At 68.0% G+C, this 21,374-nt stretch carries 20 protein-coding genes; 7 read left to right on the top strand and 13 right to left on the bottom strand.

All coding sequences use genetic code 11. From position 1 onward, the window contains the following. Positions 1 to 397 precede the first annotated feature (397 nt). The 3 genes from AB0H93_RS17650 to AB0H93_RS17640 all read right to left on the bottom strand — a co-directional run bounded on the left by AB0H93_RS17650 (position 398) and on the right by AB0H93_RS17640 (position 3,805). On the bottom strand, positions 398 to 1,351 hold the full coding sequence (locus tag AB0H93_RS17650) for a YbdK family carboxylate-amine ligase (protein ID WP_358573484.1): 954 nt from the start codon (positions 1,349 to 1,351) through the stop codon (positions 398 to 400). Between the two features lie 659 nt (positions 1,352 to 2,010). Next, the gene (locus tag AB0H93_RS17645; RefSeq protein WP_358573482.1) at positions 2,011 to 3,492 is read right to left on the bottom strand and encodes a hypothetical protein; all 1,482 of its coding nucleotides are present in this window, start codon (positions 3,490 to 3,492) and stop codon (positions 2,011 to 2,013) included. A gap of 73 nt (positions 3,493 to 3,565) precedes the next feature. Beyond that, the gene (locus tag AB0H93_RS17640; protein WP_358573480.1) at positions 3,566 to 3,805 is read right to left on the bottom strand and encodes a hypothetical protein; all 240 of its coding nucleotides are present in this window, start codon (positions 3,803 to 3,805) and stop codon (positions 3,566 to 3,568) included. 108 nt (positions 3,806 to 3,913) lie between these two features. Between AB0H93_RS17640 and AB0H93_RS17635 the strand changes: the two genes are divergently transcribed. Continuing rightward, positions 3,914 to 4,480, top strand: coding sequence for a non-canonical purine NTP pyrophosphatase (locus tag AB0H93_RS17635; protein ID WP_358573478.1), 567 nt, complete (start codon positions 3,914 to 3,916; stop codon positions 4,478 to 4,480). Positions 4,481 to 4,661: 181 nt separating this feature from the next. Here AB0H93_RS17635 and zwf read toward each other — a convergent pair whose 3' ends face one another. From zwf to AB0H93_RS17615, 4 genes are all read right to left on the bottom strand, one after another. Further along, positions 4,662 to 6,107, bottom strand: coding sequence for a glucose-6-phosphate dehydrogenase (gene zwf, locus AB0H93_RS17630; RefSeq protein WP_358573476.1), 1,446 nt, complete (start codon positions 6,105 to 6,107; stop codon positions 4,662 to 4,664). Between the two features lie 96 nt (positions 6,108 to 6,203). Continuing rightward, positions 6,204 to 7,289, bottom strand: coding sequence for a transaldolase (gene tal / locus AB0H93_RS17625; RefSeq protein ID WP_358573474.1), 1,086 nt, complete (start codon positions 7,287 to 7,289; stop codon positions 6,204 to 6,206). Between the two features lie 11 nt (positions 7,290 to 7,300). Then, positions 7,301 to 9,349, bottom strand: a complete 2,049-nt coding sequence (tkt, locus tag AB0H93_RS17620) for a transketolase (RefSeq protein WP_358573472.1) — start codon at positions 9,347 to 9,349, stop codon at positions 7,301 to 7,303. Positions 9,350 to 9,667: 318 nt separating this feature from the next. Beyond that, positions 9,668 to 9,979: a hypothetical protein gene (locus AB0H93_RS17615; RefSeq protein WP_358573470.1), complete on the bottom strand. Its 312-nt coding sequence runs from the start codon at positions 9,977 to 9,979 to the stop codon at positions 9,668 to 9,670. Positions 9,980 to 10,043: 64 nt separating this feature from the next. Here AB0H93_RS17615 and AB0H93_RS17610 point away from each other — a divergent pair, with 64 nt between their 5' ends. Next, positions 10,044 to 11,198 carry a hypothetical protein gene (locus AB0H93_RS17610; protein ID WP_358573468.1) on the top strand — a complete coding sequence of 385 codons (1,155 nt, stop codon included), beginning with the start codon at positions 10,044 to 10,046 and terminating at the stop codon, positions 11,196 to 11,198. 18 nt (positions 11,199 to 11,216) lie between these two features. Here the strand turns inward: AB0H93_RS17610 and AB0H93_RS17605 are convergent, their stop codons facing one another. Both AB0H93_RS17605 and AB0H93_RS17600 read right to left on the bottom strand, forming a co-directional pair. Next, complete coding sequence (locus AB0H93_RS17605) at positions 11,217 to 13,589, bottom strand: glycosyl hydrolase family 65 protein (protein WP_358573466.1); 2,373 nt, start codon at positions 13,587 to 13,589, stop codon at positions 11,217 to 11,219. A gap of 17 nt (positions 13,590 to 13,606) precedes the next feature. Next, positions 13,607 to 14,377, bottom strand: coding sequence for a beta-phosphoglucomutase family hydrolase (locus tag AB0H93_RS17600; protein ID WP_358573464.1), 771 nt, complete (start codon positions 14,375 to 14,377; stop codon positions 13,607 to 13,609). Positions 14,378 to 14,589: 212 nt separating this feature from the next. Here AB0H93_RS17600 and AB0H93_RS17595 point away from each other — a divergent pair, with 212 nt between their 5' ends. Next, positions 14,590 to 14,835: a hypothetical protein gene (locus tag AB0H93_RS17595; protein ID WP_358573462.1), complete on the top strand. Its 246-nt coding sequence runs from the start codon at positions 14,590 to 14,592 to the stop codon at positions 14,833 to 14,835. A gap of 37 nt (positions 14,836 to 14,872) precedes the next feature. Here the strand turns inward: AB0H93_RS17595 and AB0H93_RS17590 are convergent, their stop codons facing one another. Next, positions 14,873 to 15,361, bottom strand: a complete 489-nt coding sequence (locus AB0H93_RS17590; RefSeq protein ID WP_358573460.1) for a hypothetical protein — start codon at positions 15,359 to 15,361, stop codon at positions 14,873 to 14,875. 301 nt (positions 15,362 to 15,662) lie between these two features. Continuing rightward, positions 15,663 to 16,640 carry an acyl-CoA desaturase gene (locus AB0H93_RS17585; RefSeq protein ID WP_358573988.1) on the bottom strand — a complete coding sequence of 326 codons (978 nt, stop codon included), beginning with the start codon at positions 16,638 to 16,640 and terminating at the stop codon, positions 15,663 to 15,665. Between the two features lie 613 nt (positions 16,641 to 17,253). On the opposite strand from AB0H93_RS17585, the gene AB0H93_RS17580 reads away from it, so the two are divergent. Then, the gene (locus tag AB0H93_RS17580) at positions 17,254 to 17,706 is read left to right on the top strand and encodes an Hsp20/alpha crystallin family protein (protein ID WP_358573458.1); all 453 of its coding nucleotides are present in this window, start codon (positions 17,254 to 17,256) and stop codon (positions 17,704 to 17,706) included. A gap of 201 nt (positions 17,707 to 17,907) precedes the next feature. Here the strand turns inward: AB0H93_RS17580 and AB0H93_RS17575 are convergent, their stop codons facing one another. Next, positions 17,908 to 18,369, bottom strand: coding sequence for a hydantoinase B/oxoprolinase family protein (locus AB0H93_RS17575; protein ID WP_358573456.1), 462 nt, complete (start codon positions 18,367 to 18,369; stop codon positions 17,908 to 17,910). 179 nt (positions 18,370 to 18,548) lie between these two features. Between AB0H93_RS17575 and AB0H93_RS17570 the strand changes: the two genes are divergently transcribed. Next, positions 18,549 to 19,388 (top strand): acyl-CoA thioesterase II, encoded by an 840-nt coding sequence (locus AB0H93_RS17570; protein ID WP_358573454.1) that lies wholly within the window; start codon positions 18,549 to 18,551, stop codon positions 19,386 to 19,388. Positions 19,389 to 19,465: 77 nt separating this feature from the next. On the opposite strand, the gene AB0H93_RS17565 is transcribed toward AB0H93_RS17570, so the two are convergent. Continuing rightward, a complete protein-coding gene (locus AB0H93_RS17565) occupies positions 19,466 to 19,894 on the bottom strand; it encodes an acyl-CoA dehydrogenase family protein (RefSeq protein WP_358573985.1) in 429 nt (142 codons plus the stop codon). A gap of 18 nt (positions 19,895 to 19,912) precedes the next feature. Between AB0H93_RS17565 and AB0H93_RS17560 the strand changes: the two genes are divergently transcribed. Both AB0H93_RS17560 and AB0H93_RS17555 read left to right on the top strand, forming a co-directional pair. Next, on the top strand, positions 19,913 to 20,065 hold the full coding sequence (locus AB0H93_RS17560) for a hypothetical protein (protein ID WP_358573452.1): 153 nt from the start codon (positions 19,913 to 19,915) through the stop codon (positions 20,063 to 20,065). Then, the gene (locus AB0H93_RS17555; RefSeq protein WP_358573450.1) at positions 20,062 to 21,222 is read left to right on the top strand and encodes a helix-turn-helix domain-containing protein; all 1,161 of its coding nucleotides are present in this window, start codon (positions 20,062 to 20,064) and stop codon (positions 21,220 to 21,222) included. The genes AB0H93_RS17560 and AB0H93_RS17555 overlap by 4 nt, the downstream gene beginning before the upstream one ends. The last annotated feature ends 152 nt before the right edge of the window (positions 21,223 to 21,374 follow it).

Genomic DNA, 21,374 nt, shown 5'->3' with positions numbered 1-21,374 from the left:
AGTTGCGTGTGCCGCGCAATCATCTGCGGTGCTGCGCCCGGCATGTTGGACTCCATTGTGGACCCATCGTGCGACGCGCTCGGTGGCGCGCTGCGGTGGCTTACAGGCTGAGTTGAGCCGCCGTGGCCGCCTTGGCGGTCAAGGTCATCGCCGTCACCGGCATCGACCTGTCGCTCGCGCAGTGCTAAGCCGCCTCCGCCGCGTGGGGCCGGATTCCCGGTGCGCACTTCACCTGTCGATTAAGACGATGACGTCAGTGGTGACCGAAATTAACTAGGTGTGGGAATCGGGCGCCTTCCTGCTCGTCGTTCCCCGTCAATCGATCGCGCGGCAGACCGTGCGGCAGAGTGGCCCAGGCCCCCGCGAAATGCTCAGCTGGGCGCGGCTAGCCCCGCAATCACGGGCTTTGTGCCAGAGCTACGCTGTCGCTTCCACTGATGGTGGTGGAAGCGATGAGGTCGTCGACGACATCGGGGAAGCTGGCGCGGCGTCGGTAGGTGAGGCACTGGCGGTCGGCACCGTTGCCGTCGGCGCGTAGTCGTGACCATCCGGACCGCACCAGCTCCAGGTCGCCGTGGTGTCGCAGCGCAGGCTCGATCCACGTCAGGAGCTGATCGACCCGGGCCGTCACGGGAATCAGGCTGGTGGCGGGCAGGTCGACGCTTTCCCAGGCCAAGCCGTCTCGTGCGGCACGCCAGCAGGCCGCGCGCACGATCTCCGACTGTGGACGCGGTGCCGGCTCCCCGGCGTCGATGGCTCTCAGCGCGGTCGCGACCATGGCTCTGACGATCGCGGAGAGCAGGACGGTCTCATCGGCGGTCGCAACGGCATCGGCCACCCGGATCTCCAGGGTCGGCACATGGCTGGAGGGTCTGATGTCCCAGTACAGCCCGCTGCGGTCCATGACGGCACCGGTCTCGATGACCCCGTTGACGAGCTCGTCGAAGTGCGCGGGAGACTCGAAGAACGGCGGCGGACCGGCGACCGGCCAGCGTGCTAGAGATATCGTTCGCCAACTCGCATAGCCGGTGTCCCTGCCGGCCCAATACGGCGAGTTGGCCGAGAGGGCGATGAGGACCGGAAGCCAGGGGCGCACGTGGTTGCTGACCTCGAGAGCCTGGGGCAGGTCTGACACGCCGACGTGAATATGGCAGGCGCAGGCGGTGTGCGCGTCGTCCAGCGCACGGAAAGTCGCGATGCTCTGCGCATACCGTGGCCCTTCGGATATGGGCGGGGGACCAGACAGGCCCAGGACGGGAGATCCGCTGGAGATGACCCGCAAACCGTAGCGACCCGCCGCGTCGGCGACAGCGGCCCGCATCGACCGGATTTGCTCGCCGAGGCCATCCATGGCGGTTGCGGTTCGGTCTGCGCCTCGACCTGGTAGCGGGTCAGTTCGGTGGTCACTCGTTCGCCGAGTCCGGAGGAGGACGCCCGAGTCACGACCTTCTGCCCTTGCGGGGCCACTTTCCGCGTCGCCGGATCGACCAGCAAGTACTCCTCTTCCACCCCTACGGTCAGCAGGCCCGGCGTTGCCGCAGCCGTGCGGTGCTGACCGCAGTCGGAGGAGAGGCGGTCGTCCGTGTCATCGCCCCCACGCTCCACAGCGGTCATGTTGCCACGGAAAAAGACGACCTGCAGTGTGCGGGAGCAAGTTTCCGGTCGGCGTGAGGAGCGGGAATGCGTGAGCGACGGAAGAAACGATGCGGGTCAAAGATGGGCGTGGCAGCTCTGCTGCTCACCGAGGCGGAGCGCCTCGTCGGCGAGCAGGGGCACGGCCGAGCCTGGCTCGCTGTCGCCACTGGCAACGCCCGCGCGCCACTTTTGCCAACGCCAGGGCTGGACCGACGAAGGCCCGTTCGACTACCCCGCGGAAGGCCCGGACGGGCCGATCCAGGTCCCGTGCCACCAGTACGTCAAACACCTGGCCGACCGACTAGGCGAGGACAGCCTACAGTCCCGAATCCCGGACAGGATCAGCCTTCCCGCAACTCCGGCTGAGCATGCGACTCAGTCGGCGGACGTCGTTCCGGGATCGTCCTCGTCCTCGGCCGCGTAATCGTCCTCGTCCTCGAACCTCTCGTTGATCTCCTCGATCGCGTGTCGTGCCGCCATCGCCAGGTGGCGGGGGCACAGCCAGGCGTCAGGTGCACTGACGTCGGCGGGCTCCGCGAACTCTGCCGGCGCGTAGAGGTGATTGAGGTGCTGCTGCAGGTCCCGGCTCTCCGCGGGGTGCGCATCGCCGTGGGTGCACTGACCTTCCGCCGGGTCGGAGTCCACTGTGGATAGGATGTCCCGGATGTCCTTCGACACGCCGTAGGGCATTTCCACGATCTCGACGCACCACGTGGCGATCAGCAGTGGAACGGTTCGCTCGACCGGATCGGCGTCCGCCGCCAGTGCCGCGTACCGGCGGGCTGCCCACAGTCCTGCCTCCTGCACGTCGCGATGCTCGTCGAACTGGTTGTCCTCGATCAAGGCGGTCAACGAGCCGATGTCGATTCTTCCGTCGGGGCGCAGGAATTCCGCGTCGAGGCGCGCGGTGTCCCGGCTGCCGAACAGCGTCTCCCGCCCCTGCCGCAACTCGCCCAACGCCGTCTCGGCGAGGCCGCGGAGGAAGGCGGGGCACAGCCAGTTCCGCACCGGGAGCGGGTCCTCGTCGTGCCATGCCGCGAGGCACGCCCTGCCGCCCGGACTGCGCAGCCGGATACCGTCCGCGGCCGTGCCTGCAGCGTCGAAGCCCGTTTCGGGGTGCTCGTCCGGCGCGTGGGCGCAGGTGCCGTCCCCGAGTTGGGGCAGCACCCCCTCCAGGCCCTCGATCATCTCGTCGAGCACGGACGACGTCCGGATCCGGCCGGAGACCGCGTACCAGCAGCTGGCGTACATCGTCACGACGTAACCGGCCCGCACACCGCGAGTCGGGTGGCTGGGCAACGAGCCGGCCAGGTATTCCAAGGTCCAGCGCGGGTCGGCGTACGGGTAGTCGTTGAGGATGCCGTCCAGGTCCTTGATGTCCGACTCGTCGTCGCGGGGCAGGTCCTCGGGCAGTTCACCCGCGGAGAACGGGGCGATCACGTCCGCGGTGATCCGGGCGAAACCGGCGACGTTGGTCGGGCACCACCACTCCTCGTCGGCCCGCAGCCGCTCCAGATCGCCGAGATCGGGGCCGTGGCACCAGATGTCGTCGTCCTCCAGTTCGGCCACCACCTTCTCGTACGGGTGCCCGCGATGACCGCACGACCGGTCCCGCAATGCCCGATCGGCGGCCAGCAGCGCGTCCACCACGACGTCCGCGACACCGTCGCCGGGCCGCCAGGCGACGTACTCCGACATCGCCGCCAACCCGAAGGTCCACAGTGGAGCTCGTTCGCCATCGGGATCATCGGTCAGCAGGCGGGCGCACTCCAACACGAGCGAGTCCGCCTCGGCGCCATCGGAGTTGGCGTGGACGGAGCGCCAGGAGCCGATGCGTTCGGCCAGCTTGTTGATCACGCCAGGTGTGACGCCGGGCGAGGTCGGGAGGTTCCCTCCCAGCGCCAGGCAGGCTCCAGCTCGGCGGAGCGGCTCAGGTCGAGGCGGAGACGGTTCGGCGCCAATGCTCGGCCGCCTGGACCATGTCGCGGCGGAGGTGGCGGAAGAACTGGCTCGTGGCGCTCAGCCGGGCCCCGGCCGGAGTCGTGCTTCCGAGTAGATCCGCTCCTCGCCTGGTCAGGTCCGCCCACATCGCCATCGACTGGACGCTGGCCGGCCACGCCTGGTACCAGACGTGCTCATCGATCACGTACCGCTCCCGGGAAGGAGACACGGCTGCTCTCTGCGGTAGCCTCCTGCTCTCCCAAGAGCGGACCATCCGGCTCACCGACTTCCAACGTCACTGGCTGCACATCCACGACTCACCATCGGGAGCACTCGCGTGATTACCAAGATCGCATTGATCACGGGCAATGAGGGCAAAGCGCGCGAGTACGCGTCCTTGCTCGGCACCCCCGTCACCCCGGTCTGCGAGGACTTGGTGGAAATCCAGTCACTGGATGTCACCGAAGTGGTCCGCCGCAAGGCTGCAGAGGCCTACCGCCTGCTCGGCTCCCCAGTGCTCGTGGATGACACCGGTCTCACGCTGGATGCGTGGAACGGCTTCCCCGGCGCCTTGATCAGGTGGGTTCTCAAGGCGCGCGGGGTAGACGGCGTTCTGACGATGGTCGGGGACGATCCCGCTCGTGCCGCGACGGTCACCACCGCGATCGGCTACGCCGATGCCCACGGCGATGTGCAGGTGTTCACCGGGAGCCTGCACGGGACAATCGCCCCAGAACCACGTGGCGACAACGGCTTCGGCTACGACTCCATCTTCGTCCCGAGCAGCGGTGACGGACGGACCTACGCCGAAATGCTGCCTGAAGAGAAGAACGCGATCTCCCAACGACGCCTTGCGGTCGACGCACTCCGGAAAGGGCTCGATCTCGCCCCGACGAATGCCTAACCGCGACCCTGCACGGCTTCAAAATGGTTTCACGGCCTGTGGTCTGGGGTTTCGCCGGGGCTGTCAGGCTGCTCGGTGGTATTCGTCGATGAGGCCTGTCACAGCCTCTCGACGTTCGATCCGGGCCGTCGGCAATGGCGTCGAGAGGCGCGAGCTGGTTTCGGCCTCGGTGGGGCCGGGTCTACTTCTGACCGGCGTCGTCGGCGTCTTCCAGATACCACCGGTGTGGCGCGATCAGGTCGCTGACGGCCGGTTCGGGTCCCCATGAGCCGGGGGCGTACGGCCGTAGCGGTGGTGGATTCTCGAGCAACGGTGTCGATGCCTCCCAGATGCGTTCGATGCCATTCGACCGGGTGAACAGCGACTGGTCGTCCAGCATGGCGTCCAGGATCAAGCGCTCGTAGCCCTCGAGCCCATGCTCCTGGCAGAAGGAGTCCGCGTAGCGGAAGGTCATCGCTTCTGGTGCGAGTTGCATGGTGGGGCCGGGCTCTTTCGCGAGGAAGCAGGCGGCGATCCACCCGGGGTCCCCGAAGTCGATCACGATCCTGTTGCCCCGGTTCTTCTCCTGCCAGGGGAGATCGGTGGGGAACATCCGCAGGGGCGGCTCGCGCAGGCCGAGGATGATCACCTCGTGGTGTTGTGCGAGTTTCTTGCCGGAGCGCAGGTAGAACGGCACGCCGGCCCAGCGCCAGTTGTCCACCTCCAGCCGCAGCGCGGTGAACGTCTCGGTCTGCGAATCGGGGGCGACGCCCGGTTCGTCGCGGTAGCCGTCGTACTGGCCGCGTACGACGTGCCCGGGTTCGATGGGGCGCAGCGCTGCGAAGACCTTGTCCTTCTCGTCGCGCAACGGCTGGGCGGCGAGCGAGACGGGCGGCTCCATCGCCACGATGCCCAGCACCTGGATCAGATGCGTGACGATCATGTCCCGGAAAGCGCCGGTGCCTTCGTAGAAGTGGGCGCGGCCCTCGAGGCCGAGCGTCTCGGGCACGTCGATCTGCACGTGGCTGATGTGCTCCCGGTTCCAGATGGGTTCGAACATGCCGTTGGCGAACCGGAGGGCGAGGATGTTGTCCACCGATTCCTTGCCGAGGAAGTGATCGATGCGGAAGACCCTGGATTCGTCGAAGACGGCGTGGATCGTCTCGTCGAGCGCTCGCGCGGAAGCGAGATCCGTGCCGAAGGGCTTCTCCACGATCACCTTCGAGTTCGCCGCCAGATCCGTGTCGCCGAGCATTCCGATGACGGATCCGAACGCCGTGGGCGGAACGGCCAGGTGGAAGATCTTGCGTGGCTGCCCGCCGAGGGCGTTCTCGGCTGCCCGTACGGCCGCGAGGAGCGGGCCCGCATCCGGTGGGTCCGATGCCGCGAAGGACAGCGAGTCCGCGAAGGACTCCCACACCGGCCCGGACGGCTCGCAGCGTCCGAAGGTGGCGACCGCATCGCGCGCGTGTTCGCGGAACGCATCGTCGTTCAGCGCGGAGTGAGCCCGCCCCGAGCCCACGATGCGGTAGCCGTCGGGGAGGAGGCCCGCCCAGGCGAGGTGGAACAGTCCGGGAAGCAGCTTGCGCTTGGCGAGGTCGCCGGTGGCGCCGAAGAGCACGATCACGTGGTCGTCCGGGCGTGTCACGATCAGCTCCTCTTCTCGGCGTGATGTTGTTCAAGTGCCTGCCACGACGGCTGATGCAGGAGGGGCGTGATGGACATCTTTCGGCCCTCGGTTCGGTCAGGGGGAGGAATGGGCGAGTGCCTCCCGTTGCGCGGAGATGCAGGCCAGGAGGTCGTTCCAGGAGGCGACGAAGGAAGCCGCGCCGTCGCTCTGGAGCTTGGCCGCGAGCGCTGCGACATCCACGCCTGCGTCGGCGAACCGCGCCAGCGTCGCGTCGCAGCCATTGCCGTCGACGGGCATGGGCTCGCTCACTTCGCCGTGATCGTAGAAGGCCTTGAGCGTCTCGTCGGGCATCGTGTTGACCGTGAACGGTGCGGCGAGTCCGTGGACGTACAGCGTGTCCGGCGCGTCGGGGTCCTTGGTCCGGGTACTCGCCCACAGCAGGCGCTGCATGCGTGCGCCGGCGTTCTCCAGGCGTTGCACCCGGTCCGAGTCCATCAGGGCGCGGTACATCCGGTACGTGTCCTGTCCGACCGCGAGGCCGAGCCGGTCCCGCAGCTCTTCCGGTACTTCGCTGCTGACAGCCGCATCCCAGCGGGACATGAAGACGGAGGCCACCGAGCCCACAGCGGGATCGAGTCCCCGCTCCGCCCGTCGCTCGACGCCTGTCAGGTACGCGTCGGCGGCAGCCCGGTAGTGGTCGGCCGAGAACAGCAGGGTGACGTTCACCGGTATGCCCGATGCGATGCACTCGGTGATGGCCGGGAGACCTTGGGCGGTACCGGGAATCTTGATGAACAGGTTGCTCCGGTCGGCTCGCGCGTGCAGTGCCTTCACCGCTTCGACGGTCCGTGCCGTGTCGTACGCCAGGAGGGGCGAGACCTCCAGGGACACCCAGCCGTCCACACCGTCCGTCCTCTCGTGAATGGACAGGAAGAGATCCGCAGCTCGCCTGAGGTCCTCGATGGCCAGCTCGAAGAAGAGCTCTTCATCCGGCTGTCCCGACGCCGATTTGGCGCGGATGGCCGCGTTGTACGAGCCGGAGGAGATGGCCTTGTCGAAGATCGAGGGGTTCGACGTCAGACCGGTGACCGCGTAGTCGTCGATGTAGTGCTGGAGCCGGCCGGAGTCGAGCATGTCGCGGGTGATGTTGTCGAGCCACAGGCTCTGCCCGAGCTCGTGCAGGGTCTGAGTCGCTTTCACGTCATCGCCTCCTAGGTCCGAGCCACCAGTTCGCGTGCCACCTGTGAAACGCGATCGGGGGTGAATCCGAACTTCGTGAGCAGCTGTTTGAGGGGTGCGGAGGCGCCGAAGGTGTGCATGCCGATGATGGCCCCGCCGGCGCCGACGTACCGGTCCCAGCCGAGCGTCGAGGCCCCTTCCACCGCGACCCTCGCCGTCACCGTCGGCGGCAGCACCTGAGCGCGGTATTCCCGCGGCTGGCGGTCGAACAACTCCCAGCACGGCATGCTCACCACCCGGGATGCGATGCCCTCGTCGGTGAGCTCGTCATGCGCGGCCAAGGCGAGCGGTACTTCGGAGCCGGTGGCGAGCAGGATCACCTCGGGCTCGCCCGAGGGCACGTCCGCCAGCACGTAGGCACCCCGCGCGACACCGCTGGCCGCCCCGAGCCGACTGCGGTCGAGGGTGGGAAGGGCCTGTCGGGAGAGGATCAGCGCTGCGGGCTCCCGGCGGAGTGCGGCGACCACTCGCCAGGTTTCGACGACCTCGTTGGCGTCGGCGGGGCGGAAGACGAGTAGCCCGGGTGTTGCGCGTAGCCCGGCGAGCTGCTCGACGGGCTGGTGAGTGGGTCCGTCCTCGCCGACGCCGATGGAGTCGTGGGTGAAGATGTGGACGGTGGGGATCTCCATCAACGCGGAGAGGCGGATGGCGGCCTTGGCGTAGTCGGAGAAGATCAGGAATCCGGACCAGTACGGGCGGAGCTTCGTCAGCGCCATTCCATTGGCGACGGCCGCAGCCCCGTGCTCCCGGACGCCGAGGTGCAGGTTGCGACCGAACCGGTCGTCGGGCTGGAAATCGCCCGCTCCGCCGAACGTGAGCCGGGTCTTGGTCGACGGTGCCAGGTCGGCGGACCCGCCGAGTACCCAGGGGATCGCCTCGGCCACGGCGTTCAGCACCTGGCCGGACGAATCGCGAGTCGCCAAGCCCTTCGGGTCGGCCGGGAAGGTGGGCAGCGCGGCGTCCCAGCTGTCCGGGAGCTCCCGACGCTGGATCCGTTCCAGCTCCTCGGCGAGGTCGGGATGTGCGCTGCGGTACGCGTCGAACGTCTTCTCCCAGGCCGTGCGCAACTTGGCGCCCCGCGCTCCGATGCCCTGGGCGAACCAGTCGGGCACGCCGTCGGGGATGTGGAAGTCCGCGTCCGGTGGAATTCCGAGGACGTGCTTGGTGGCTCTGACCCCCTCCGGTCCGAACGGCGCTCCGTGTGCTTTCGGTGAGTCCTCGACCGGCGAGCCGTAGCCGATGTGACTGTGCACCAGGACCAGGGTCGGACGCCCGGTCTCGGCCCGGAAGGTGTGGAAGGCGCGGCCGATCTGACCGAGGTCGTTGGCATCGGCAACGGTGGTCACGTTCCAGCCGTAGGCCAGGAAGCGGGCGGCGACGTCCTCGGTGAAGGTGATGTCGGTGTGGCCCTCGATGGTGACCCTGTTGGAGTCGTAGATCCAGCACAGGTTGGACAACTGCAAGTGCCCGGCCAGCGACGCCGCCTCGGAGGAGATGCCCTCCATCATGCAGCCGTCGCCGGCGAGCGCGTACACGTCGAAGTCGAAGAGCGTGAAGTCTTCACGGTTGTACCTCGCCGCCAGCCACTGCCCGGCGATCGCCATGCCGACCGAGGTGGCGACCCCCTGGCCGAGCGGGCCGGTGGTGCTCTCGACGCCGCTCGTCCACCGGTACTCGGGGTGACCGGGGCAGCGCGAATCGAGCTGCCGGAAGGACTTCAGGTCGTCGAGCGCTACCGACGGGCGGCCCAGCACCTCGTAGTCGGGATCGACAGCGCGGACGCCGGTCAGGTGCAGGAGCGACCAGAGCAGGGCAGAGGCGTGGCCCTCGGAGAGCACGAAGCGATCGCGGTTCGGCCAGATGGGATCGGCGGGATCGAAGCGCAAGAACCGCTGCCACAGCGCGTACGCGACAGGCGCCATGCCCATGGGAGTTCCCGGGTGCCCGGAATTCGCCTTCTGGATCGCGTCCATGCACAGTCCGCGAATCGTGTTCACCGACAGCGTGTCCAGATCGGTCATCGCTACGCCCCCCGTGCTCTCGATGGCGGTCCACGCCTGTGCCGCATCGACGAGCCTGGTCAAGGGCGGGGCCGCGGCCTCGCGATGAGGCGGGTCACCGGTTCGGAAGGAACCGCCTCGGCAGGCCGGCTGCGTGGATGTTCGGCCGAGGATTGGCCATCTCGTGACCGAGCGTAAGTCTGCCCGTACCCCCGCTCAACTCCTTGGCCGCACGTCCGGATCTCCGGACGGGGTCGCGGTGCGTGGCTGCGTACGTGCGCGCGGTGCGGATCGGCGGTCGGTTGAGGCTTAAGGCTCTTTCGATCGATCGCGAAAACCTCAATCGTGGTGTGGAACCGGGTCCTGCCGGAGCGAATCGGCGCGCGGGGCGGGGCCGGTCAGTTCGTGCACCGAGCCGATGTGGCGTTGCGGTGCGCGCAGGACTGCGTTGACGGCGATGGGGGAGGTGCGGCCCGTTCCGAAGGGCAGTGCCAGCGCCTCGTGGTCGCGGATCGATTGCGCGGCGAGCACGGAGAACAACGGGTTCTCGAGCAGCACCGCGGGTCTGATGTGGACCGCCGGGACCGCGGACCAGTCGATGACGTGTTCGGCCAGCCAGTGCAGGCGTTGCTGGTGGTGAAACAGTCGCACGAACGTTCGGTTCGGTCGGCTGAACGGGCCAGGTCAGTCCACAGTGGATGAAACCGGGATGTGCGTGGGGCAGTTGGACGGCAGGACGGCCGTGCCGACCGGTGGTGTCGGCGCGGCTGCCGCGGTCGTCGCGGCCGTCATGGGTGGTCTGCTCGTGGCGGTGGTGACGGTGAGCGTCGCGCGGACGTTGGTCATCACCCGTGCGCGTCCCGGCGGGCTCACGCGTTTGGTGCGCCGGTCGGTGGATTCGCTCTTCGTGCTGCTCACCAGGTCGGCGCCCGATTACCCGACGCGGGACCGGATTCTCGCCGCGCAGCCGGTCACCTTCCTCGCCGTCATGCTGGCCACGTGGCTCGCGGGTTACTTTCTCGGCTACACCCTTCTGCTGTTCCCGTGGGAGCCGGGTCTGGCCGAGTCGGCTCGGGAGGCCGGTTCGTCGTTGTTCACGCTGGGGTTCGCCACCACCGCCACCGCCGGGCCGAGCGCCATCGATTTCCTGGCGGCCGGAACGGGGCTTCTGATCGTGGCCCTCCAGATCGCCTACCTGCCGACCTTGTACTCGGCGTTCAACCGCCGCGAGACCGAGGTGACCTTGCTGGGGGCGCGGGCTGGATCTCCGCCGTGGGGGCCGGAGCTGCTCGTCCGCACCAGGTACGGCATCCAGCTAGGCGAAGACGACCTCACCGAGTTGTACCGGCTCTGGGAGAGGTGGGCGGCCGACATCGGCGAGAGCCACAGCAACTACCCGGTCCTGGTCTGGTTCCGGTCCCCGCAACCGCGCCATTCGTGGCTGGTCGGGCTGCTGGCCGTGCTGGACTCGGCGGCGCTGCTGCTCGCGCTGTGCCCGAGCCGGGACCAGATCGAGCCGCGGCTGTGCCTGCGGATGGGCTTCACCGCTCTGCGGCAGATCGCTTTCGCCGTAGGCATTCCGGTCGATGAGGATCCCGATCCGGACTCCGGAATTGAGCTGTCGTACGGCGAATACCGCGCGGCGGTCGCGCGGCTGACCGAGGTCGGGTTCCCGGTGGAGCGGACTCCGGAGGAGGCGTGGCCGCACTTCCGGGGCTGGCGGGTCAACTACGAGTCCACCGCGTACGCGCTCGCGGCGGCGACCGACGCCGTGCCCGCCCTGTGGTCCGGGCCGCGACGCTGGCCCAGCCGTCCGATCCCGCCGGTGCGCCCGCCGGACCGGCGCCCCGGGGGTGGGAATCGGGCCTGAGCTCGATGAACTCGCGGCTCAGCCACCGGGCGTCGGCCGGATCCGGCGGCGGGCCGGAGCGCGCCCCGCGGGCTGGCGGGGCGCGGGGTTCTCCGGCGGCGGTGGTATCGGCATGGTGATCGGCCGGCCCTGGTCCAGCAAGATCGGCGTGCCGTGGTGCGAGGTCTGCACCGGTTCTCCGTGGCGCAGCGCGTAGGTCGCCTCGTCGCGGTGGATGGTGACGCAGATCCGGCTGCCGGCGAAGCACATCCGGAACGAGATGCGGCTGAGCACGGGCGGCAGCCGGGGCGCGAAGCTCAGCTCGCTGCTGTGGTCCCGCATCCCGCCGAACCCGGCGACCGCCGCGATCCACGCACCGGCAAGTGCGGCGATGTGCAGGCCCTGGCGCACGTTCTGGTAGATGTCGTGCAGATCTGCCAGGGCCGCCTCGGCGAAGTAGTCGTAGGCCAGTTCGAGGTGGCCCACCTCGGCGTTGAGCACCGCCTGCACGGATGAGGACAGCGATGAGTCCCGCACGGTCAGCGCCTCGTAGTACGCCACGTTCCTGGCCTTCTCCTCCGGGGTGAAGGCGTCCCCACGCAGGAACATGGCCAGCACCAGGTCCGCTTGCTTGACCACCTGCTTGCGGTAGAGGTCGAAGTACGGGTAGTGCAGCAGCAGTGGATAGTCCTCCGGGGGCGTGTTCGCGAAGTCCCAGTGGGCGTGCTTGGTGAACCCCTCGGACTGCACGTGCACGTCGAGCGCGTCGTCGTAGGGCACCACCATGCGGTCGGCCGCGTCACGCCAATGGGCCGCCTCCTCCTCGTCCACGCCCAGCTCGCCGGCCAGTTCCGGGTGCCGCTCGCAGTGGGCGGCCGCCTCGTGCAGGTTCCGCTGAGCCATCAGGTTGGTGTAGACGTTGTTGTCGACGACGGCTGTGTACTCGTCGGGGCCGGTGACCCCGTCGATGCGGAACCGGCCGTGCGCGTCGTGGTGTCCCAACGACGTCCACAGCCGTGCCGTCTCCACCAGCAGTTCCAGCCCGGCGGAGGCCTCGAAGTCCTCGTCCCCGGTGGCCGCGAGGTAGCGGGCGGTGGCGTCGGCGACGTCCGCGTTGATGTGGAACGCCGCCGTACCGGCCGGCCAGTAGCTGGAGCACTCATCGCCGTCGATCGAGCGCCACGGGAACGCGGCGCCGGCCTGGCCGAGCTGAGCGGCCCGGTTCCGCGCCTTGTCCAATGTGGAGTGACGCCATTGCAGCGCGTTGCGGGCGGCTTCCGGGACGGTGTAGGTCAGCAGCGGCAGCACGAAAGATTCGGTGTCCCAGAACGCGTGCCCGTCGTAGCCGGGCCCGGTGAGCCCCTTCGCCGGGATCGCCCTGGTCTCCCCGCGGGCACCGGCCTGCAGCACGTGGAACAGCGCGAACCGGACCGCCTGCTGCAGCTCGGCGTCACCGTCGATCTCCACGTCCGCGGCCTCCCAGAAGTCGTCCAGGTAGGCGCGCTGCTCGTCGAGCAGGCCCTGCCAGCCGCTCTGCCGGGCGCCGGCCAGCGCGGCCTCCACCTGGGCCCGCAGGGCTTGCGGGGATCGCTGGCTGGACCAGCCGTACGCGACGTACTTGGTCAGCGAGAGCCGCTGCCCCTGGGGCACCTCGGCGGCCGCGGTCAGCCGGGCCAGGTCGCCCTCCGTCCGGTTCTCCGTCCACACCGGACCGGGCGCGTCCACCTCGTGGTCCATCGCCGCCGCCATGCGCAGGCCGGACCGGCGCGTGTGGTGGCCCAGCACCGCGCGGTTGCCCTCGCCCACGGCGAAGTCCGAGATCAGCGCGCCCTCCAGGACGGCGGCCACTCGCGGATCGTCGACGTCCCGCTCGATGGGTTCGTTGGCCTGCAACTCGGACTGCACCACGAGCGGCGCGTGCCCGTCCAACGGCTCGACCTCGTAGTGGATCGCGGCGATGGCGCGCTGGGTGAACGAGACCAGCCGCTCCGAGGTGATGCGCACGTGCCGGCCGGTGGGGGAGACCCACTCGGTGCTGCGGCGCAGCGTCCCCGACCGGAAGTCGAGCACGCGCTCGTGGTGCGGGGCCGAGCCGTAGCGCATGTCCACCGGTTCGTCCTCGACCAGCAGCCGGATGATCTTGCCGTCCGTCACGTTGACCACGGTCTGGCCGTCTTCCGGGTAGCCGTACCCGGCCTCGGCGTAAGGCAGCGGTCGCCGCTCGTAGAAGCCGTTCAGGTAGGTACCGGGCAGGCCGCGCGGCTCGCCTTCCTCGAACGAACCGCGGAATCCGATGTGGCCGTTGGACAGGGCGAAGGTGGATTCGGTGCGGCGCAGGGCGTCCAGGTCCAGCCACCGCCACCGCAGCTCCCACGGGGCGACCTCGTATCCCGGTAGTCGGGAAGTCGTCACGTCCACCACCTCGTCCTTCAGCGGTCCGCGACCAGGAGGTCGGCCAGGTCCGAGACCACGACGTCGGCTCCGTGCGCCCGCAACTCGTCCGCGTGGTGGGTGCGGTCGACGCCGACCACCCACCCGAACCCGCCGGCCCGGCCGGCCTGCACGCCCGCCAGCGCGTCCTCGAAGACCGCCGCCTCGGCCGGCGCGACGCCGAGTGCCCGGGCCCCGGCCAGGAAGGCGTCCGGCGCCGGCTTGCCGCGCAGCTTCTGCTCGGTGATCACCAGGCCGTCGATCCGCGCTTGCACGAAGCGGTCCAAGCCCGCTGCCTCCAGCACCGACGCGCCGTTCTCCGAGGAGGTGACCACGCCGATGGCGAGTCCGGCGTCCCGCGCCGCCTCCAGGTAGCGCACCGAACCGGGATAGGGAGTCACCCCGCGTTCGAGGATGATCGTCTGCAGGGTCTCGTTCTTCCGATTGCCCAGCCCGTGGATCGTTTCCGAGGCCGGTGAGTCGTCGCGACGCCCTTCGGGAAGGGAAATGCCGCGGGAAGCGAGGAACTGGCGCACGCCGTCCGCCCGCGGCCGCCCGTCCACGTGCTCCAGGTAGTCGCGTTCGGTGAACGGCGAGAAGCGCTCACCCTCCCGCTCCCGCAGGAACGCGTCGAAGGTCTGCTTCCAGGCCGCCATGTGCTGTGCGGCGGTGCTGGTGAGCACGCCGTCGAGGTCGAAGAGGCAGGCCGTGATCCGCTCCGGTGCCACGCGGAACCGCTGCGTGGCGCGGCTCGGCACGGGCTGGTCCATGCTCGAAAGTTTTCCGAGCGCACAGGACTCTAAACGTGGACCGCCCGAGCGTGGCCGCGCCACCCGAGTTAGGCGCTGTCCGCGCGGGCCGCCGACTGGTGGGGATGGCTCCCGCAGCTCGTAGTTCGTCGAGCCCGGCGGCGTCGAGCCCAGCTCGCCGAGCACGGCCTCGGTGTGTTCGCCCAGGTCAGGAGCGCGGGCACCTTCCGCTCTTGGTCGAGCAGCTCGCGCCACTCGGCAGGGGCAGTGCTGCGAAGGCCTTGTCCAGCAGCGCGACGGCTGGGGCACTCGGGTGCTGCGCCAGGCCGCTGTTCGTCGCCCAAGACGAAACCTGCGCCTGGGTGTGGCTGCCGTTCGGCTCCCGCAGCGAGCTCTCCTGGGACCTGCTGGCGAGCGCGATCGAGGACGGCGACCCCACGGCACGCGCAGCCGCCGGCGGGAACATCGAGCCCATGTGACCACCGGTGAGGAGGCCCGAAGACGTGGCAGCCGCCGTTACGCGACGCGGTCGGTGGCCGTGCGCCGGACGAAGTCCATGTGCCAGTTGGTGATCCAGGTCCGCCCGTTGTCGAGGGAGAACGCCTGCTCCCAGTGGGCGCGGTCGGTGGTGATGCCGGACCAGGTGAAGCGCGCCTTGACCTTGCGGCCGTCGTGTTCGTCGTCGCCGTGGAAGACGCCGGTGCCGTCAGCGCCGAAGCTGCCGGTGACGGGTGGGAAGAGGGTGCCGGTGCGCTTGCTGGCCCAGTACAGCGACCACTGTGCGGTCGCTGGGTCGAACAGCCGCAGGGTCAGCCCGGAGAAGCCCTTGGTCGGGAACTCGATCTCGTCGAAGTTGGCGGCGCCGGCGAAGTGGCAGGAGGCGCGGGTGATGCCGGGGAACTCCTCCCAACGGTCGTCGCCCTCCGTCGGGTCGAGGAAGTCCTTGCGCCAGCGGTTGGCGACGTCGTAGGTGCCGGTGAAGAACGCGAAGTCGTTGTTCGTCATGCCGCAGACGCTAGGACCGGTCCCCTGACATCCTGTGTCAGCGGACCGGCCGCAGATTTCCGACCATGCGCGCCGGTCGACTCCTCGGTGGATTCCTGCTGCGGCGCTTGCGGGAGGCGGGTATCTCGCACCTCTTCGGGGTTCCCGGCGACCTCGAACAAGACAGCGTCGCCTCTCCCCACGACCTGCTGGCCGATGATCCGAAGCCAACCGAGGAATCACCGGAAGCCCGTTGGGAAACGACGGCAGCCACCTGCTCACGGTCCGATAGATCCGCTCGGCGGAGGAACGGATCACCGGTCTAGCACTGCTGCGGCACCGATGGGTGTCGCAGTGGTGCGCCGACGGCGTGCAGGTGCCGCAGGACCAGTGCGTAGGAATGGAACAGGCCGCACTGGCTGTACGACACTCCGCGGCTGGTGCAGAACTGGCGCACAAGCGGCTGGGCGTGGCGCAGGTTCGGCCGCGGCATGCTGGGGAAGAGGTGATGTTCGATCTGGTAGTTCAGGCCACCGAGCAGGAAGTCCACGAACCGGCCCCCGCGAACGTTGCGGGAGGTGAGTACCTGCTTGCGCAGGAAGTCCAGCTTGTCGGCCGCGGACAGGGTCGGCATGCCCTTGTGGTTGGGCGCGAACGCACAGCCCATGTACACGCCCCACAGCCCCTGATGTACCGCGATGAACGCCACCGCCTTGAGTGGTGACAACACCAGGAACACCACCACCAGGTAGCCCACCACATGAGCGGCGAGCAGAGCGGCTTCCACTCGGTGCGCCTTCACCTCCCGCCGCAGCACGGCCCGGATGCTGCGAACGTGCAGAACGATCCCCTCCAGCATCAGGAGAGGGAAGAACAAGAACGCTTGGTACTTGGCCATCCACCGGAGAGCGCCGCGCTTGGTGCGAGACTGCTCGGCGGTGAACGCCAGCGACTGAATGTCGATGTCGGGGTCGGCATCCTCGTGGTTCGGATTGGCGTGGTGACGCCGGTGCTTGCCGACCCACCAGCCGTAGCTGATTCCCGTCAGACAGCCGTGAACATGACCTACCAGATCGTTGGCCTGGCGGGAGCGGAAGATCTGGCGGTGCCCGGCATCATGTCCGATGAAGGCCAGCTGAGTGAACACTCCCGCCAAGGCCACCGCAGTGACCAGCTGCCACCACGAATCACCGAGCAAGACGAACGCCACCGCGCCGACCGCCAACACCGCGCCGTTGAAGGCCATCTTCACCGCGTAGTAAACGCGGCGAAGATCGAGCAAACCACGCTGCTTGACCATCTGAACCAACTCGGCGAAGTCACTGCCCCGCCCTGTGCCCGCGCCGCCCGGACATGCGTCGTCCTGTTCGCCCACGGTCTCCACGGCGTCACCCGAGCTACACCGCCGGGCCCGCCGTTGTCCGCCAGCATCGGGCGCTGCATCGGAAGTCATGATCGCCCCACCAGTCCTATGGCCCATCTCGCCTAGCGACTCCCACGCCCCCCATGGGTGTGCTCAGCAGCTTAATCCCGGCCCAGAACCACCGCAGGCGACTGCTTGTTCCGCAAAGACCGAGGACACCCCGAAACCATCAGCACACCGGCACCTCTGCCACGTATCACCACAGGAGTGTCGCTGTTGGCCAACAGACCCAGTTCTTCAGTGTCCGCGGAACCTGTTGAAACGAGCCGAGACCGCAGCCAACGTCCCCAGCCGGCTCTCGAATGCGCATCTGCCACAAGCGTCGCGGTGCATGGAGGGATCTGTCCTTGCCGGACTAGAATTCTGCTCAGCAGTCGACTTGCACCATGTGTCAGCAGGGACGTCACCCTGCCATCGAGCGCGCACCTGAGGCCGCCATCCGAGGACGGCAAATCCCGTCCCAGGGCTTGTGTTCGGAAGGAGGTGTGCGATGCCGGTACTGCAGTTCGACCCGTTCCGCGACATCAACCGGTTGGCCAACGAGGTGCTCAGTGCGGCCCGCGCGCCGCAGCCCATGCCGATGGATGCCTACCGCCGCGGTGAGGAGTACGTCGTCGAGTTCGACCTACCAGGCATCGAGGGCGAGTCCCTGGAAATCATCGCCGAGCACAACACGCTGACAGTGCGTGCTCAGCGCAGCCCGACCGAGTCCAGCGGTTCGGAAGTCAGCTGGGTGGTCGCCGAACGCCCCACCGGCACGTTCGCCCGGCAACTGCAGCTCGGCGGAGCCCTGGATGTCGACCGCATCCAGGCCGAGTACCGCAACGGGGTGCTGACCCTGCGGATCCCGGTAGCCGAGCAGGCCAAACCCCGCCGCATCAGCGTCGGCCGAAGCGACGAACCCCGCACGATCGCCGGGCCCACCGAAGGCTCCGACGGCTAAGCAGGTCGGCTCTCCTCCAGCGGACCACCGTGCCGGCTCGACTCTGGACCAGAGGATGAGACCCAGGCGTGTACTGGGAGGCACCGGAACGGCACATCGGTGCGCAACGAACGAGCGGCGCGCCATGTCGACAGTGGGCGTGGCTGCACCAGCAACTGCCTCAACATCGCAGTCGGCGTCGAGCTCGGCGGTGAGCCAGGCTCAACCAGAGACGTACACCATCGACGATGCTGGCGTTCGCTTCACTGGTGCCAGCGCTAGGGAGATCTGGGGTGCTGGTCCACGACTCGCCCGGCCACGGACTTGGAGATATCGAAGCCGCGGCCCGTCGCTGCCGTAAACCGCCCACGCGCTCTCCATCGACAGACCGCCGCGGTGGACGCCTGGCCCACCGGAGTTCGCGTTCAGCGTGCGCCACAGGTGCAGGGCCGGCTGCGTACTCTCGTTGACCCCGATGCTCGGCAGCCCGATACCGGGGCTGATCGTCATGCCGTACAGGTCCAGCCCGTCGAACGAGGACTGCGCGCCGCCACCCGCACCGCCGCAGTGATCCATGAAGAACACCACTGTCGGCGCCTCGTCGCGACCGGTTCCGACCAGCGGAGTCAGCCCGGACGCAAGTACGAATCGGGGCTTCTGTGGCGCTAGTGAAAATGAGATCACGGCAGCTTTGCGGCGGTGGGTAGGCGGGGCTGAACGTGGTCGGCTCGTGTTGCGCCGCCGCGGAAGATGGAGGGCGATGTAGCTTCGGGCTAATTCCTCTGCGAGGCCGATGCTTTGAGAAGTGTGATGAAGTCTGCTGGGGCGTGGGAGATTATGTGAACGCGGGGTAAGTTTTCAGCATGACTCCTGATCGTGTTGGTGCCGCACCGTTTACAGAGCTGATCGCGCTCGAGCGGGTGGAGGAGAACCTGTACCGCGGCACCTGCCATCCGGGTGCCCCGTTGACGGCGTTCGGCGGGCATGTGGCCGCGCAGTCGCTGATCGCTGCGGGGTCGACGGTGCCGGCTGAACGCGCGGTGCACTCCCTGCACGGATATTTCATCCGTGCAGGGAGAACTGGCCGTCCGATCGTCTACCAGGTGGACCGAACCCGTGAAGGCGCCTCGTTCACCACTCGCCGCGTGGTCGCTGTCCAGGACGGTGAAACGATATTCAGTCTTTCTGCTTCGTTCCAGAGGCCGGAGGACAGCGAGGAGCACCAGGTTGACATGCCTGCGGTGCCCCAGCCGGACCAATTGGCTGCCGGGTGGAGTGTCGAAGAGGAAGCGGAGCACGAGATCTTCCAGGGAGCGTTGGAAACCCGGCGGGTCACCGACCTGAACCCGGAGTTCGATACCGGGCTGGGGCCGCAGCAGAAGATGTGGGTACGCGTGGTCGGAGAGCTCCCCGATGTGCCGTTGGTGCATGCCTGCGCTTTGACGTACACCTCGGATGTCCGGCTGGCGTCGACCGCATACCTGCCCTATGCGAGCTCTCCTGTTGCGCCCCGGATGGCTTCGCTGGACCACGCGGTGTGGTTCCACCGGCCGTTCCGCGCCGACACCTGGTTGTTGTTCACGATGGACAGCCCCAGCTATGCGTCTTCCCGAGGTTTGACGCGTGGTCAGTTCTTCGCTCAGGACGGCCAGTTGGTCGCCTCGGTCGTGCAGGAAGTCTTGATCCGCCAGCGGCGAAGCTGATCCTTGATCTCGGTCGAGCTGGGCACCTCGCTGCGCGAGTAGCCTCGGGCAGCGAGGGCGCCGCTCGGTCCGGGGTGCTACAGGGCGAGCGATTTCGCGATCACGGTCTTCTGGACTTCGTTGGTGCCGTCGTAGATCCGCGAGACGCGGGTGTCCGCGTAGAGCCGGGCGATCGGGTATTCCCGCATGTAGCCGTAGCCGCCGTGCAGTTGGAGGCACTCGTCGATGACGCGCCCGGCCATCTCGGTGCCGAAGAGCTTCAGCTTGGCAGCGTCCGCGGCGGTCAGCTCGCCCCTGTCGTGGAGGTTCATGGCCCGGTCGACCATCGCCTGGGCCGCCTCGATCTCGGTGGCGCACTCGGCGAGGACGAACTTGGTGTTCTGGAAGGAGGCCACCGGTTTGTCGAAGACCTTGCGCTCCTTGACGTAGTCGGTGGTGAAGTTCAGCGCCGCGGTGGCGGTGGCGCACGCGCCGAGCGACTGCCCGCCCGGCTGGCGGAGGCCGATGGACGCGAGGACGTCGACGTGGTGATCCTCACCGGCGCCGATGGGATCGCGAAAGCGCAGTCGCCCGAGGCCGCCCTGTCCGAGGGGACAGGTGGCGACGAAGAGGACGGCAACCCGTTCGCCGTTACAATTTATCGGGTATTCACATCTTCTGGAGGTGACTCTCGGTGAGCGAGCAGAGTGCCGAGGGCGGCGTGCGGCGGCGCCCGAAGGATCGCAAGCAGCAGATCCTGGCCCACGCGCGCGACTTGTTCGTCGAACTCGGTTACCACAACGTCACCATGGGGGCGATCGCAAGTCGCGTGGGGATTGCGCCGAGCGCGTTGTATCGACACTTCGCCAACAAGGCGGTACTCCTGGAGGCGGTGATCGAGGACAGCTTCGGTGATATCGCCTTCCCGGAGGGAGACGCCTCTTTGGAGCTTGTGCTCGTTGATGCCAGCGCACTTGCCGTCGCCCGCCCGTTGGGGGTGCTCTGGTCTCGAGAGGCCCGACACCTGCCTGAGGAATCACAGGCGGCGCTGCGCGACACGTTGCGTCAGTCCGCGCAGGGATACGTACGGCTGCTCCAGCGTGATCGCCCCGATTTGTCCGCTGCTCATGCGGAACTCCTCGCATGGGGGATCCAGTCGGTCATGGCAAGCCCGAGCTACCGATCGGTTCGAATTTCTGGATCTGATCACGCTGATGCCCTCGTCCGCGCGGGACGCGCGATCGCCGCTTTGCCTTTGGACTCCGGCTCCGGCTCCGGCACAGGAGAGGGGCCGGCCGTGGGCAAGACTGGGCTGCGTCCTGTGTCGCGGCGGGAGCGCCTGCTGCTGGCTGCGAATCGTCTGTTCGCCGAGCGGGGCTACCACGAAACGTCGCTGGATGACATCGGCGCCAAAGCGGACGTGACTGGTCCGAACCTGTACGGCTACTTCGACAACAAGGCCGCCGTGCTCAAGGCGGTCATTGAACGCGGCACGCATTCTCTGTGGCTGGATCTGGAAGAAGCGTTGAGCAGAACGGAGGATCCGCACGAGGCCTTGGTTGCGGTCGCCAACGCATACGTGTCGCGGTTCGCTGCTCGGCCACGCTTGGGGCGCCAGCTGACAGGTGAGCCCGAAATCGAGCAGCTCGCCGCCGGCTACCAGCGCGAGTACGTCGCCGAGTGGGTGGCGCTGCTGCAGGCCACCCGTCCGGAGCTGGACCGCAAGACTGCCCGCCTGCTGATACACATCGCGATGGCCGTCGCCGACGACGTCATTGCGACGAGACATCTGCACACCGTCGCCGGATTCACCGCGTATCTCGCAGCCATGATCATGGCAGTGCTGGAGTCCTGAGACCTGCGCAGCAGCACGCGAGCCATGGAACCGCCAGGTACACGCCATTCGCGGCTAAGGGGTCCTTGCATAATGATCTTTGTCTGGCATGGTGGTGGCTGGAGTTGATCACGTTTCGATCGTTGGGAGCGTGGGATGGCTCGCCCGAAGCC

Origin of the sequence: Saccharopolyspora sp. NPDC050642 (genome assembly GCF_040654735.1) — a bacterium.
Classification (GTDB): Bacteria; Actinomycetota; Actinomycetes; order Mycobacteriales; family Pseudonocardiaceae; genus Saccharopolyspora; species Saccharopolyspora elongata.
Note: the sequence above shows the minus strand (reverse complement) of the source record. Positions and strands in the feature narration are given on the sequence as shown.